The sequence below is a fragment of the Phyllobacterium sp. 01N428 genome, assembly GCF_056399405.1.
On the sequence record NZ_JBFTRH010000004.1, the window covers coordinates 146,988 to 160,324 of the forward strand.

The window sequence follows — 13,337 nt, forward strand, 5'->3', positions numbered from 1 at the left end:
ATTGCCAGCGTCGGGATAGCGAACTTCCCGGGAGGAGACTGAGATGACCAAGACGATACGCCTGACCATGGCGCAAGCCCTGACGCGTTTCCTTAGCCGCCAGATGACGATGGTCGACGGCAAGAAGGTGCCGGTCTTTGCTGGCGTCTGGGCGATTTTCGGCCATGGCAACGTCGCGGGCCTCGGCGAGGCGCTCTATCAGGTCAGGGAGGAGCTTCCGACCTATCGCGCCCACAACGAGCAGGCGATGGCGCATGCGGCGATTGCTTTTGCCAAGGCGAGCTTCCGCCAGCGGATGATGGCGGTGACGAGTTCGGTTGGACCCGGCGCCACCAACATGGTCACTGCGGCGGCACTGGCGCATGTCAATCGCCTGCCGCTCCTGCTGCTGCCAGGCGACGTATTCGCAAACCGGGTGCCCGATCCGGTTCTGCAGCAGGTCGAGTCCTTTGGCGACGGAACTGTTTCGGCCAATGATTGCTTCCGTCCGGTCTCACGCTATTTCGACCGCATCACCCGCCCCGAACAGATCATCCCGGCGCTCGCTCGCACCATGGCCGTCCTGACCGATCCGGCGGAGTGCGGCCCAGTGACGCTTGCACTGTGCCAGGATGTGCAGGCCGAGGCATACGATTATCCAGAAAGCTTTTTCGAGGAACGCGTCTGGACTCAACGCCGGCAGCGGCCGGATCGCGACGAGCTTGCTGCGGCGGTTGCCGCGCTGAAATCGGCCAAGAAACCGCTCGTCATCGCGGGCGGCGGGGTTATCTATTCGCAGGCATCGAACGAACTTGCGTCATTCGTCGAAGCGGCCGGTATACCCGTTTGTGAAACTCAGGGTGGCAAGTCCTCCTTGCCGGACGTGCATCCTCTCAACATGGCCGCGGTCGGCGTGACGGGCACCTCGGCGGCTAACCGGCTCGCGCAGGAGGCGGATGTCATTCTCGCCGTCGGAACGCGGCTTCAGGACTTCACCACAGGGTCCTGGGCATTGTTCCAGAACGCGGAGAAGACCTTTATCGGGCTCAACGTCCAGCCCTTCGACGCGACAAAACATCGGGCGCTGCCGCTTGTCGCCGACGCCAGGGAAGGGCTCGAGGAGCTTGCGGCCGCCCTCAAGGATTACCGCGCCCCGACAGACTGGACCGGCAATGCGAAAGGCGGCAAGGAAGAATGGCAGCGGGCGGCGGCCAAGGTGACGGGACCGACCAATGCGTCCCTGCCTTCCGACGCGCAGGTGATTGGCGCCGTGCAACGCGCCATGGGCGCGGAGGCGACCGTTTTGCACGCTGCGGGCGGATTGCCGGGGGAGATGCACAAACTCTGGCAGGCGGGCGCTCCCGGTTCCTACCACGCCGAATATGGCTTTTCCTGCATGGGCTACGAGATCGCCGGCGGCCTCGGCGCGAAGATGGCGAAGCCCAACGACGAGGTCGTGGTGATGATCGGTGACGGCTCGTATCTGATGCTGAATTCGGAGATCGCGACCTCGGTCATGCTCGGCCACAAGATCAACATCGTGCTGCTCGACAATCGCGGCTATGGCTGTATCAACCGGCTGCAGATGGGCACCGGCGGCGCGAACTTCAACAATCTTCTCAAGGACACGAAGCACGAGGTGCTGCCCGAGATCGACTTTGCCGCTCACGCGCGCAGTCTTGGCGCCATTTCCGAAAAGGTCGCCTCCATCGCGGAGCTCGAAAGTGCCCTGGCACGCGCCAGGCAGAACGACCGGACGACGGTGGTTGTCATCGACACCGATCCGCTGATCTCGACCGAGGAGGGCGGTTTCTGGTGGGATGTCGCCGTACCTGAGGTCAGTGCGCGCAGCCAGGTGAACGATGCGCGGCGGAACTACGAAGCAAAACAGAAACTGCAACGGGTTGGTGATTGATCAGGCACGTCGCTGCCTTTACCGTCCCCCCGTGGGGAGGGTCGGAGCGAAGCGACTGCGCCGATTTACAATTTTAAATCAACCCAGAACCAAAGGAATGAAAGAATGATCCGCATCGGGGCGAACCCAATCGGCTGGTCCAATGACGATATGCTGGAGATTGGCGGGGACATACCGCTGGAGACCTGCCTCGAGCAGGCGCAGGCGGCCGGCTTCACCGGCATGGAACTCGGCAACAAGTTTCCGCGCACCGCCGACAGGCTGCGGCCCATTCTCGAATCCTATGGCCACAGCCTCGTCAGCGGCTGGTATTCCACCGAACTCCTGCTGCGCGATGTCGATGCGGAACTCGAGGCCGCAAAGGCACATGCGACCTTGCTCAAGGATATGGGCTGCTCGGTGCTGATCGCCGCTGAGACGTCCAATGCCATTCACTCTAACAAGGATATGCCGCTCTCGGCGCGCCCCGTCCTGCAGAAGGCTTCCTGGACGGTGTTTGGCGAGCGCTACACGCGCTTTGCCGAGGCGATCCAGCAGACTTACGGCCTGCAACTCGTCTACCATCATCATATGGGCACAGTGGTTCAGGCCGAGTGCGAGATCGACCGGTTCATGGAAGCCACCGGTGCACCGGTGCATCTTCTTCTCGACACCGGCCATGCGACGTGGGGCGGCGCCGATCCGGCGCGGCTTGCACGCCATTACAAGGCGCGCATCAGCCATGTCCATTGCAAGGATATTCGCGAGGACGTCATGTGGCGCTCGAACCGCGAGGACTGGTCGTTTCTCGATTCCGTCCTTGCCGGCGTTTACACGGTTCCTGGCGACGGCATGATCGATTATGTTCGGGTTCTGAAAGAACTGAAAGGGTACAGCGGCTGGGTTGTGGTCGAGGCTGAGCAGGATCCGGAGAAGGCCGATCCGGCTGTCTATTCGAAGCTTGGATACGCCAATCTCAGCCGCTTCATCAAGGAAGCAGGTCTCGCTTGATCAAGGACTCGAACCATCCGTTTTTCCGTCCGCTGTGGCGCCGTATTGCCGTGGTTGCCTTCTGTATTGCCTGGGCGATTTTCGAGTTCGCCACCGGCACGCCGTTCTGGGGTGTCATCGCGCTCGGATTTGCCGGCTACGGCGTCTGGCAATTCTTCATCATCTACGATGAGTCGGAGCAGCAGGCGGACCCCGAGAACAAGAAGGAGTAGGGCATGTCGAAATTGCTCATCAAGGCAGCGCCCGGCAAGGGACGCGTTGCGCATGTGACGCCGGAAAGCGCGGACTGGACCTATGTCGGCTTCGACCTGCACAAACTGGACGAGGGCCAATCTGCGAGTGGCTCCACGGGCGACACGGAAGTTTGCCTCGTCTTCGTGACCGGCAAGGGCAGGGTGGTCGTCGATGGCGAAGATCTCGGCATCCTTGGAACCCGCATGTCGCCGTTTGATGGCAAGCCCTGGTCCGTCTACCTTCCGGAAGGCACGGAATGGTCGGTCGTCGCCGAGACGTCCGTCGAGCTTGCGGTGTGTTCGGCGCCAGGCCTTGGCGGCGGACTGCCGGTGCGGGTTATTTCCCCCGACGATCTCGGCCAGGAAACGCGGGGCAAGGGCACCAATACGCGCTATGTCACCAACATCCTGCCGGAGAACGAGCCAGCGGATTCACTGTTGGTCGTAGAGGTCATCACGCCTGGCGGGCATACATCAAGCTATCCCCCGCACAAGCACGATCAGGACAATCTGCCGGCCGAATCCTATCTGGAAGAAACCTACTACCATCGCTTCAACCCGCCGCAGGGTTTCGGTTTCCAGCGCGTGTACACGGACGATCGCTCGCTCGACGAGGCCATGGCGATCGAGGATGGCGACGTGGTGATGGTGCCGAAGGGTTACCACCCCTGCGCCGCCTGTCATGGCTACGACCTTTACTACCTCAATGTCATGGCGGGGCCGAAGCGCACCTGGAAGTTCCACAATGCTGCCGAGCACGAGTGGCTGATGAAGGCCTAGGCGCGTCACACTACGCCCAGGGACTCACCACCGCAGAACATACCGCCCCACGATCGCCCCGATGAGAGCGGTTACGAGCACGCCCAGCGTGTACCACATGGCGATGAATGGCATGCCGCTTTCAGTGCAATGAAACGAATAGACGAATGAGGCGATCGCCCCGGCCGCCAGGCCAGCGGCGGCCCCCGCCACAGTCAGCCGCGTTGGAGCAAGGCCGCGCAGCACCCAGAATGCTGCAATGAGCAGGGGCAGCGAGAGCATGACGATGTTGAACGTGCACACACTGACCGAACGGCCCTTCATCATTGCCATATATTGTTCTGGGGGCGTTGCCGCGAGCTCGGCAAAGGCGAGGAAACTGATGACGATGATTGCTACCGCCATCAAGGCAAGGCTGACGCGGATGCTGCCGAGCGGATGGGCGATGCGCTTTACCGCCCAGCCACCAGCGGCGGCAAGCGCAAGCGTATAGGCGAACTTGACCCAGAACGGCGTCGTGCCCATGGCTGTTGCCATGTCGGGCCTCAGGCCGAGCCAGAAATACATGAGAAGCGCCGAGGCGATGGAGCCAAGGCCGAGCCCCGCAGCAACGCGGCCAACGACGGCCATGGGTGACACCGGCTTCAACTCGCCTGTCAGACGCGCAATCAGGTCATTTGTCGTCATTGGCAGCCCGCCCTTTGAGCTTCGTCGCTATGGCCTTTATTCCTCTGTGTATGCTGACCTTGACCGTCGTTTCGGTAAGGCCAGTGCTTTCCGCCACCTCGGCGATGGACTGTCCTTCGATCCTGGTGCGGCGGATCAGATCGCGCGTTCTTTCCGGCGCCGCTTCAAGCAGCCGCTCGACATCCATGCGGTCGCTTGCAGCGTCAGATAAATCCGTCGCAAACAGGTCTTCCACATCGTCGAGGGGCACAGTGGCCCGGATGCGGTTGCGCCGGAAATGGTCGATCAGCTTGTAACGCGCAATAGCATGCAGCCAGGCCGTAAAGGGCCTGTCGATCTCATATGTTGCCCGCCGCGTGTGCAGCGCCATCAGCGTCTCCTGCACCAGGTCGTCGGCATCGCCCTTGTGCGCATCGGACAGCCGCCGCAAAAAATAGAAGCGCAGATGCCTCGCCACCTCGTTGAGAAGGGCTCCATAGCTGCGCGCATCGCCGGCAAGGCTGGCGAGCATGAGTTCCTTCAATCGCGTTTCGAGCGAAAGCACTCTCATTCATCCTTTATTCGCAGGCATGGCGAAAAGGTTACAGATGAGAGCCAAGCCGCCGGCACGTCAATGGCTTGCGCCGTATTCCACTAAAGAATGATCACCAATGCGTGATGCTGTAACCGATCCGTGCCTCACCGCGAACTGCTTCATGTGATCGGCGTACAGTCGGCGTGACAGCGAGAGCAGAGAATTCCCGGCAACGACCGGAAGGCAAGGATGCGGAATGTATTCCGAAACTAAAGGACGCGTCCCACCGTATCTAATTCAAACCAAAGGAGAACACCCATGAACACTCTCATTCGCCGCATCGCCGTTTCGGCTCTCATTGCTGGCGCCGGCATTGCCGGGGCAAATGCAGCATCGGCCGCGGAGACAATGAAGCCGATGACCAAATCCGATTGCATGAAGCATGCGGGCATGGAGAAGGACGCCATGAAGAAGGATTCCATGATGAAGGAATGCGACCAGATGGCGATGAAAAAGGATACAATGAAATCCGATACGATGATGAAGAAGAGCGGGACCTCAGATGCCATGGGCACGATGGCGCCCAAGAAAAAGTAACATGGAGATCGTGCGTGGCGGGTGAGTTCGCCACGCATAATTGCAGCCGCTTCGGCTTTGGAGGCCGTCCATGACAAGCATTGCACAATCCGAAACGGCGAAGTCGCGCAAGGTGCTCTTCTACCGGCATTCGGTGCTCGTGCGCATCACGCATTGGCTCAACGTCCTCTGCCTGAGTTTTCTTTTGATGAGCGGCCTGCAAATCTTCAACGCCCATCCGGCGCTTTACTGGGGGCAATACGGCGCCGATGCGAGACCCGATCCATCGTTCATTTCAATCGGCGCGGTCGAGGATGGCGATACGATCAAGGGCGTTACCCGTATCGGCTCCATCTCTCTTCCGACGACCGGGGTCCTCGGTGCATCGATGGTCGATGGCGAACTTGCACCGCGCGCCTTCCCGTCCTGGATCACGATTCCGAGCTATCAGGACCTTGCGACCGGCCGGCGCTGGCATTTCTTCTTCGCCTGGTTCTTCGTCATCAACGGCTTCGTTTATCTCCTCTATGGCCTTATTGCCGGGCATTTTCGCCGCGACCTCGCTCCGACCAGAACCGAACTGACGCCGGGCCATCTTGCCCACGAGGTTGCCGAACATGCGCGGCTGCGCTTTCCGAAAGGCGAAGCGGCCCGCCACTACAACGCCCTGCAAAAGCTTGCCTATGTCGGCGTGATCTTCGTCCTGCTGCCGCTGATGGTGCTTACCGGGCTGACGATGTCGCCGGGGTTCAACGCGATCTTCCCATGGCTGCTCGATCTCTTCGGCGGCCGTCAATCGGCGCGGACCATCCATTTTATTACCGCCTCGCTCCTCGTCGCCTTTGTCATCGTCCATATCGTGATGGTGCTGGTTTCCGGCGTCTGGAACAATTTGCGCTCGATGATCACCGGCTATTATGCGCTGCGCGTCGAGCCTGAGAAGGAAAAGTCGACATGAGCATCGACCTTACCCGCCGCCGCTTCCTCATCGGCTCCAGCGTTGCGGCGACCGGGCTTTTGACCGGCTGCGACGCGCTCGTTCAGAGCACAACCATCAACGATATCCTGCAACGGGCAGAATCGCTGACGATGGGAGCCCAGCGACTCTTGATGGGCCACCAGCCCCTGGCGCGCGAATTCAGCGAAGCCGATCTTTCACCGGTGTTCAAGCCGAATGGCACCTCGGAACCGGGCAGCGAGGAGTATGCACAGCTGAGGGAAAACAACTTCGCCGACTGGAAACTCGTCGTGAACGGAATGGTGCAGCGGCCTCTGGAACTCTCGCTGGCGGACCTCAAGGCCATGCCGTCACGGACGCAGATCACTAGGCACGATTGCGTCGAGGGCTGGAGCGCAATCGGCAAATGGACAGGTGTCCCGCTTGGCCTGGTACTCGAAAAGGCGGGGCTTGCTCCAGGCGCGCGGTACGCGGTGTTCTATTGCGCCGACGAATTGGAGCAGACCCTGGATGGCAGCGGCAAATATTACGAGAGCATCGATCTCGTCGATGCCTGGCACCCGCAGACGATCCTCGCCTATGCCATGAACGGCAAGGAACTCGAAGTGGCGCACGGCGCGCCGCTACGGCTGCGCGTTGAACGCCAACTCGGCTACAAGCACGCCAAATATGTGATGCGCATCGAGCTCACCGACAGTTTCAGGGGTATTTGGGGCGGGAAGGGCGGCTTCTGGGAGGACCGCGGCTATGAATGGTATGCGGGTATTTGAGACCTGCCTAAAGGGGCGACTCAACGGTCGTCTGCGGCGACTGTCGCAGGGACCCGTTATTGTCTGAAAACAGCGCGAGCGCTCCCAGCAAGGCGAAAAACGTCAAGAGCACGAGTATTACGACGCATTGATGAACCAATAGTTCGGTCCCTCATCTGGAGATTCGTGTCTCGCTGCAGACCTGATCCACAACGTCGGCTGATCGTAGAAGAGAACCCATTCCCCTTAAGTGCTGCGCCACTGCAACAGCAGGCATCAAGCCTAGCCGTTGATGTGGCGAGAATACGACGATGCCCGGGATGGTGCTATTTACTGGCGCCGCTTCGCTCGTTCAGCAAGAGTGGATCCTCGGGACGCGAGCCCAAGGAACCACGCTTTCAACATGACGCCAGCGAAAAACTTGGCACCTAACCTTCAAAAGCCTGCGGGCTTTCACCATATGCGGCGCAACAGATGTTTCGTAACATATTGAGGAGACTGTTGCATGCTGCCCGTTCTAAACCGCTTCAGCCGGATTGCCGCTATTCTTGCCCTGGGCATGGCGGTGTCATTCAGCGTTGTCCATGACGCTGACGCCCGGCGTGGTGGCGGCGGGTTTGGCAGCCGCGGCGCCCGCACGTTCCAGGCGCCCGCGCCGACGCGCACGGCTCCGGCTCCGGCAGCGCCTATCGAGCGCAGCATGAGCCCGCGGCCCGATGCGGCGCAGCCATCTGCCGCACAGCCGCAATTGGGCCAGCAGCAGCGTCCGGGTCTTTTCGGCGGCATGGGCCGCTCGCTCATCGGCGGTCTGCTGGTCGGCGGCCTGATCGGCACCTTGCTTGGCCACGGCTTCGGCGGTGCAGCCGGGTTCCTCGGCATGTTGCTGCAGATCGGGCTCCTTATCGGCGTGGTCATGCTGGCGATGCGCTTCTTCCGCTCGCGCCAGACGACCATGGCGCCGGCAGGCGGGCCTGCATTCGGCCGCAGCGCCGAAGGCAATGCGCCCTCAAACGCGTCCTTCAGAATCCCGACGATCGGTTCGGGTTCAGGTGCGGCGGGAAATGCCAACTACAGTAATGGTGGCGGCTATCAGGCGGTGGCAGCTTCTTCGGGCGGCGACGAGATCGGCCTGAAACAGGATGATCTCGATCGTTTCGAGCAGCTTTTGACGGAAGTGCAGACTGCCTATGGCAAGGAAGATTACGCCACGTTGCGCAAGCTGACGACGCCGGAGGCCATGTCCTATCTCGCCGAGGAACTCGGCCAGAACGCAACCGATGGCCTGCGCAACAGCGTTTCCAGCGTGAAGCTGTTGCAGGCTGATATTGCCGAGGCCTGGGCCGAAGGCGATACAGAATATGCGACGACCGCCATGCGCTATTCGAGCATCGACTCCATGGTCGACCGCGAAACCGGCCGTATCGTCAATGGCGACGAGAAGGAGCCGAGCCAGACCACGGAAGTCTGGACCTTCATGCGCAAGCCCAATGCGGACTGGAAGCTTTCAGCGATTCAGGACGCCGCCTGAAATCTTTCACAAACGAAAGGCCCGCGCTTCACCGGCGCGGGCCTTTTTGCGTTTAAGTGGGTCGTTAGCCCACATCGTCCATCGCGGCGCTTTCCCTGCGGCCATGCAGGATTTCACGCTTGCCGACATGGTTGGCTGGCCCGACCAGACCTTCCTTTTCCATCCGCTCTACCAATGATGCCGCGCGGTTGTAGCCGATGCCGAGGCGGCGCTGGATATAGGAGGTAGAACACTTCTTGTCGCGCAGCATCACCTTGACCGCCTGGTCGTAGAGTTCGTTGCCATCCTCAGCCGCCATGGCGCTCTTGTCGAACACGGCGCTGTCCTCGGCTTCCGGCTCATCTTCTTCGCTCTCGTCCGCCGTCACCGTGTCGAGATAATCGGGCTGGCCCTGCGCCTTCAAGTGCGCCACGATCTTCTCGACCTCCTCGTCGGAAACGAAGGGACCATGGACGCGGGAGATACGACCGCCGCCGATCATGTGCAACATATCGCCCTGGCCGAGTAGTTGCTCTGCGCCCTGTTCGCCAAGGATGGTGCGGCTGTCGATCTTGGAGGTGACCTGGAAGGAGATGCGGGTCGGGAAATTCGCCTTGATGGTGCCGGTGATGACGTCCACGGACGGGCGCTGCGTCGCCATGATCAGATGGATGCCGGCGGCGCGCGCCATCTGCGCCAGGCGCTGGATGGCTCCTTCGATCTCCTTGCCGGCGACCATCATCAGGTCGGCCATTTCATCGACGATGATGACGATGAACGGCATCGGCTTCAGATCGATGGCTTCCTGTTCGTAGATCGGCTCGCCGGTGCCCTTGTCGAAACCGGTCTGCACAGTGCATGTGACCGTCTCGCCCTTTTCCGCCGCGCCGGTTACGCGCGTATTGAAACCGTCGATGTTGCGCACGCCGAGCTTCGACATTTTGCGGTAGCGATCTTCCATCTCGCGCACCGCCCACTTCAGCGCCATGACCGCCTTTTTCGGGTCGGTGACGACGGGGGTGAGAAGGTGGGGAATGCCGTCGTAAATCGACAGTTCAAGCATTTTCGGATCGACCATGATCAGCCGGCACTCGTCCGGCGTCAGCCGGTAGAGGAGCGAGAGGATCATGGTGTTGATGGCAACGGATTTGCCGGAGCCTGTCGTGCCTGCAACCAGGAGATGCGGCATCTTGGCGAGTTCGGCAATCACAGGCTCGCCGCCGATGGTCTTGCCGAGGCAAAGCGCGAGCTTGAACTTGGTCTTGTCGAAATTGTCCGAGGCAACCATTTCGCGCAGATAAACCGTCTCGCGCGTTGCATTGGGCAATTCGATGCCGATCACGTTGCGGCCCGGGACGACCGCCACGCGGGCCGAGAGCGCCGACATCGAGCGCGCAATGTCGTCGGCAAGGTTGATGACGCGGGAGGATTTTACGCCGGGGGCGGGTTCGAATTCGTAGAGCGTTACGACCGGCCCCGGCCGAACGTGGATGATCTCGCCGCGCACGCCGAAATCCTCAAGCACGCTTTCGAGGAGACCGGCATTCTGCTCCAGCGTCTCCTGCGAGATCGTAACCGCATCCTGCGTCACCGCCTCCTGGAGCAGCGTCACCGGCGGCTTCTCATATCCGCCCGAATGCGTGGCCGCAATTGCACGGTCCGCAGCCGGTGCAAGCGCGAACGGGCGCGGGGCGAGCGGCTGTGCGGAGCGTACTATGTCGCGACGCTTCGGCGCTTGGGTCGGTTCAATGACGACCGGGGCCGGCTCGGCTTCGATCACGACCATGGGCTCGATGGTTTCCACAACGATCTCGGCCTCGACCACTTCCGCAACGATCGGCGCGGACGTTTCGATGTGCCTTTCTTCAACCGGCTCGGAATCAAGTGGCGGTGCCACAAGCCGAGGCTTCGGCGCGGCCTCCAGGGCACCTGCCGGCGTGCACTCGACGATGCGAAACCGGGCGGTGATTTCATCAAGGCTGAAGGCCGGCTTCGGGTTCGGCCGGGCCGGCGCGACAATTTTTGGCGCTGTATCGAGGGGAATATCCATCGAATCAAAGAAGGCAAAGTCCGAGACATAGGCGAGGGGCGAGGCGCTTACCGGCGGTAGCGACGCTTGCCCCACTTCTGCGGCCCGAACGGGTGCGGGTACCTTCTGTATATGTGCGGGTGCCGGGCGCGGCGCTGCCGCGACGTGTGGCGGTTGCGGAACAGCGGGTGCTTGCGGCACAGCGATCGGCGTGGGCTTGGCCGTGGACGCGGCCGGCCGAGGCGCCGGCTTGATCTCCGGCAGTTTGCCCTTCAGGAGTTCGCTGTCGGGCGTGCGGGTAAACCGGACATTCTCGGAAAGCGAAAACATGCGTTTGGAAATCGGCAGAGACGGGTCGTCAGCGTTCATCGGGTTTGTCCGCTGCGGACGTATGGCCGCTGATACCGGACGGGCCGGCGCCGCAGGCGTGATGCTGCGGCGCACGTCGACAGGTTCATATTGGGCGCTCGCACGGCGGGGCGGCTCAGCGGCCCCTAGCGGCGCTGGTGCCGGAGCGGGCGCAGCGACCGGTGCCTCATATGGAGGGATGCGATTCGGCACCCGCTCCAATTCGGTCTCGAACTCATATTCGTCTGTTTTAATTGGAAAATTTGTTCTTGGGATGCGCATGATGCCTGCAAACGGAATGGTGTGGTGTTACCCGATGGGCTCCCTATTTGAATAGAAAACCAAGGTTAACAACTCGCTACTTTTGCCGGTTGCAGACCGCCTATTTCGCCCGCGTGGCAGCAGGGCAACAGCCTGCAAATCCCGCCGAAAATCGATTGGCTTACTGCGAGGATTGCGCTTTACGCAGGCGTGCCACCTCGGCCTCGAGATCCTTGATCCTTGCGTCACGCCCTGCGACGATCGCTTCGACCTCCGCAGCCTCGAACCGCAGCGGTATATGTTGCGGGCAGTTTGTATCCCAGGCAGCAACCTTGAAAACGATCACCTGTTCCGGGCGGGCCCGATAGTTCTCGGGCATGAGCTTTGCGGTGAGTTCAGCGTCTTCGACCACCTCGGCCTCGCCCCAAAGCTTCACGCGCTGGCGCGTACGGTAGTCGATGAGAAAAAGGTAGGCCTTTGAATTGTCGGCGAGGTTGCCTTGCGTGATGTATTGCCGATTGCCGGCAAAGTCGGCGAAGGCGATCGTATGGTCATCGACAACGTGCATGAACCCAGCCGGGCCGCCGCGATGCTGGATATACGGCTGGCCTTCCGCATTCGCGGTGGCAAGGAAAACACTGGTCTGGCTCTCGATAAAGGCGACGAGATCGGGAGTGAACCCCGTCCGCCACGAGCCACGCTCTTCCATGCTGGCATAACCGGCGCGCGAACCCTTGCGCGCCTGGATCGATTTTACCGTCGGCGTGAAGGCTACATCGCTTGAATAGGCAGGGGCGGACGACATGACTGCGACCTCGTGCGTTGAACGTGACGCATATATAGCTTCTTTCATCAAATCGCAGTAGAAAGGGAAATCGGGAGTTATCCTACCGAAATATGGAAGGCTTGATGGATCGTCTTGATGCAATGGCCGTGCTTCTGGCTGCCGTGGACGCGGGCAGTCTGTCTTCGGCTTCCCGACGACTAAACATACCGCTTGCAACGGTAAGTCGCAAAGTGGCCGAACTCGAGGCCTACCTCGATACGCGTCTCCTGATACGCTCGAGCCGGCAGTTCGAGCTCACCGACGCCGGGCGCGCCTATGTTGAGGCGAGCAAAATGATTCTGCAGCAGGTCGAAGAAGCGGAGCGGATAGCTGCCGGGGAGTTTGTAGCGCCAAAGGGCGACCTGACCGTCACCGCGCCCATCGTTTTCGGCCGTTTGCATGTGCTGCCGGTGGTAACCGAATTCCTCGAGGCCTATCCGCAGATCAATCTGCGGTTGAGCCTTAGCGATCGGCAGGTCAATCTGATCGAGGATCACATCGACCTTGCCATCCGCATCGGCAATCTGCCGGACAGCAATCTTGTGGCGACGAAGGTGGGGATGATCCGACGGGCGGCCTATGCAAGCCCGGCCTATCTATCAAGACGTGGCACGCCCGCACGCCCGGAAGAACTCGCGACCCATGACTGCATCACCTTCGAGGGATTCAACTCGCCCAGGATCTGGACCTTCGTCGAGGGAAAGCGCGGGGTCGACGTTCCTGTGCAATCGCGGCTCAGCGTGACGACCGCCGAAGCGGCGGCCGACGCGGCGGCGGCCGAGCTCGGCATTACGCGATTGCTCTCCTACCAGGCGGAAGGCGCTGTCTCCGCTGGAAAACTTGTCCTCCTGCTTGAAGACTTTGAACCGCCGCCATGGCCGGTAAGCGCGGTCTATGTCGCGCAAGGGCGGACCCCATTGAAACTCCGCGCATTCGTGGATTTTGCCGTGCCATTACTACGGGAGAGAATGGCGGCTTTGTCCCTGGCCACCTGAGCTGCCTGCGG

13 protein-coding genes are annotated in these 13,337 nt (G+C 61.0%); 9 read left to right on the forward strand and 4 right to left on the reverse strand.

Going from position 1 to position 13,337, the window contains the following annotated elements; all coding sequences use genetic code 11:
• The first annotated feature begins 43 nt into the window (after positions 1-43).
• The 4 genes from iolD (at position 44) to iolB (ending at position 3,897) form a co-directional block, all read left to right on the forward strand.
• The gene (gene iolD, locus AC1DNI_RS12525) at positions 44-1,894 is read left to right on the forward strand and encodes a 3D-(3,5/4)-trihydroxycyclohexane-1,2-dione acylhydrolase (decyclizing) (protein ID WP_477692076.1); all 1,851 of its coding nucleotides are present in this window, start codon (positions 44-46) and stop codon (positions 1,892-1,894) included.
• 105 nt (positions 1,895-1,999) lie between these two features.
• The gene (gene iolE, locus AC1DNI_RS12530; RefSeq protein WP_153668384.1) at positions 2,000-2,884 is read left to right on the forward strand and encodes a myo-inosose-2 dehydratase; all 885 of its coding nucleotides are present in this window, start codon (positions 2,000-2,002) and stop codon (positions 2,882-2,884) included.
• Positions 2,884-3,096: a DUF3329 domain-containing protein gene (locus AC1DNI_RS12535; RefSeq protein WP_477692198.1), complete on the forward strand. Its 213-nt coding sequence runs from the start codon at positions 2,884-2,886 to the stop codon at positions 3,094-3,096. Before iolE ends, AC1DNI_RS12535 begins: the two co-directional genes overlap by 1 nt.
• Positions 3,097-3,099: 3 nt before the next feature.
• Complete coding sequence (gene iolB / locus AC1DNI_RS12540) at positions 3,100-3,897, forward strand: 5-deoxy-glucuronate isomerase (protein WP_477692077.1); 798 nt, start codon at positions 3,100-3,102, stop codon at positions 3,895-3,897.
• 24 nt (positions 3,898-3,921) lie between these two features.
• Here the strand turns inward: iolB and AC1DNI_RS12545 are convergent, their stop codons facing one another.
• Together AC1DNI_RS12545 and AC1DNI_RS12550 are read right to left on the reverse strand one after the other, a co-directional pair.
• Positions 3,922-4,563: an NrsF family protein gene (locus AC1DNI_RS12545; protein WP_477692078.1), complete on the reverse strand. Its 642-nt coding sequence runs from the start codon at positions 4,561-4,563 to the stop codon at positions 3,922-3,924.
• On the reverse strand, positions 4,550-5,107 hold the full coding sequence (locus AC1DNI_RS12550) for a sigma-70 family RNA polymerase sigma factor (RefSeq protein WP_027229583.1): 558 nt from the start codon (positions 5,105-5,107) through the stop codon (positions 4,550-4,552). The genes AC1DNI_RS12545 and AC1DNI_RS12550 overlap by 14 nt, the downstream gene beginning before the upstream one ends.
• 288 nt (positions 5,108-5,395) lie before the next feature.
• Here AC1DNI_RS12550 and AC1DNI_RS12555 point away from each other — a divergent pair, with 288 nt between their 5' ends.
• The 4 genes from AC1DNI_RS12555 (at position 5,396) to AC1DNI_RS12570 (ending at position 8,888) form a co-directional block, all read left to right on the forward strand.
• Positions 5,396-5,674 carry a pentapeptide MXKDX repeat protein gene (locus tag AC1DNI_RS12555; RefSeq protein ID WP_153668389.1) on the forward strand — a complete coding sequence of 93 codons (279 nt, stop codon included), beginning with the start codon at positions 5,396-5,398 and terminating at the stop codon, positions 5,672-5,674.
• A 70-nt stretch (positions 5,675-5,744) separates the two neighbouring features.
• Positions 5,745-6,611, forward strand: coding sequence for a cytochrome b/b6 domain-containing protein (locus tag AC1DNI_RS12560; RefSeq protein WP_477692079.1), 867 nt, complete (start codon positions 5,745-5,747; stop codon positions 6,609-6,611).
• Positions 6,608-7,381, forward strand: a complete 774-nt coding sequence (locus tag AC1DNI_RS12565; protein WP_477692080.1) for a molybdopterin-binding protein — start codon at positions 6,608-6,610, stop codon at positions 7,379-7,381. The genes AC1DNI_RS12560 and AC1DNI_RS12565 overlap by 4 nt, the downstream gene beginning before the upstream one ends.
• Positions 7,382-7,865: 484 nt before the next feature.
• Entirely contained in the window at positions 7,866-8,888 is a 1,023-nt protein-coding gene (locus AC1DNI_RS12570) for a Tim44 domain-containing protein (protein WP_477692081.1), read from the forward strand.
• A 64-nt stretch (positions 8,889-8,952) separates the two neighbouring features.
• On the opposite strand, the gene AC1DNI_RS12575 is transcribed toward AC1DNI_RS12570, so the two are convergent.
• Positions 8,953-11,340, reverse strand: coding sequence for a DNA translocase FtsK (locus AC1DNI_RS12575; protein ID WP_477692199.1), 2,388 nt, complete (start codon positions 11,338-11,340; stop codon positions 8,953-8,955).
• A 346-nt stretch (positions 11,341-11,686) separates the two neighbouring features.
• Positions 11,687-12,310 (reverse strand): pyridoxamine 5'-phosphate oxidase family protein, encoded by a 624-nt coding sequence (locus tag AC1DNI_RS12580; RefSeq protein ID WP_477692082.1) that lies wholly within the window; start codon positions 12,308-12,310, stop codon positions 11,687-11,689.
• 104 nt (positions 12,311-12,414) lie between these two features.
• Here AC1DNI_RS12580 and AC1DNI_RS12585 point away from each other — a divergent pair, with 104 nt between their 5' ends.
• Positions 12,415-13,326: a LysR family transcriptional regulator gene (locus tag AC1DNI_RS12585; RefSeq protein ID WP_477692083.1), complete on the forward strand. Its 912-nt coding sequence runs from the start codon at positions 12,415-12,417 to the stop codon at positions 13,324-13,326.
• The last annotated feature ends 11 nt before the right edge of the window (positions 13,327-13,337 follow it).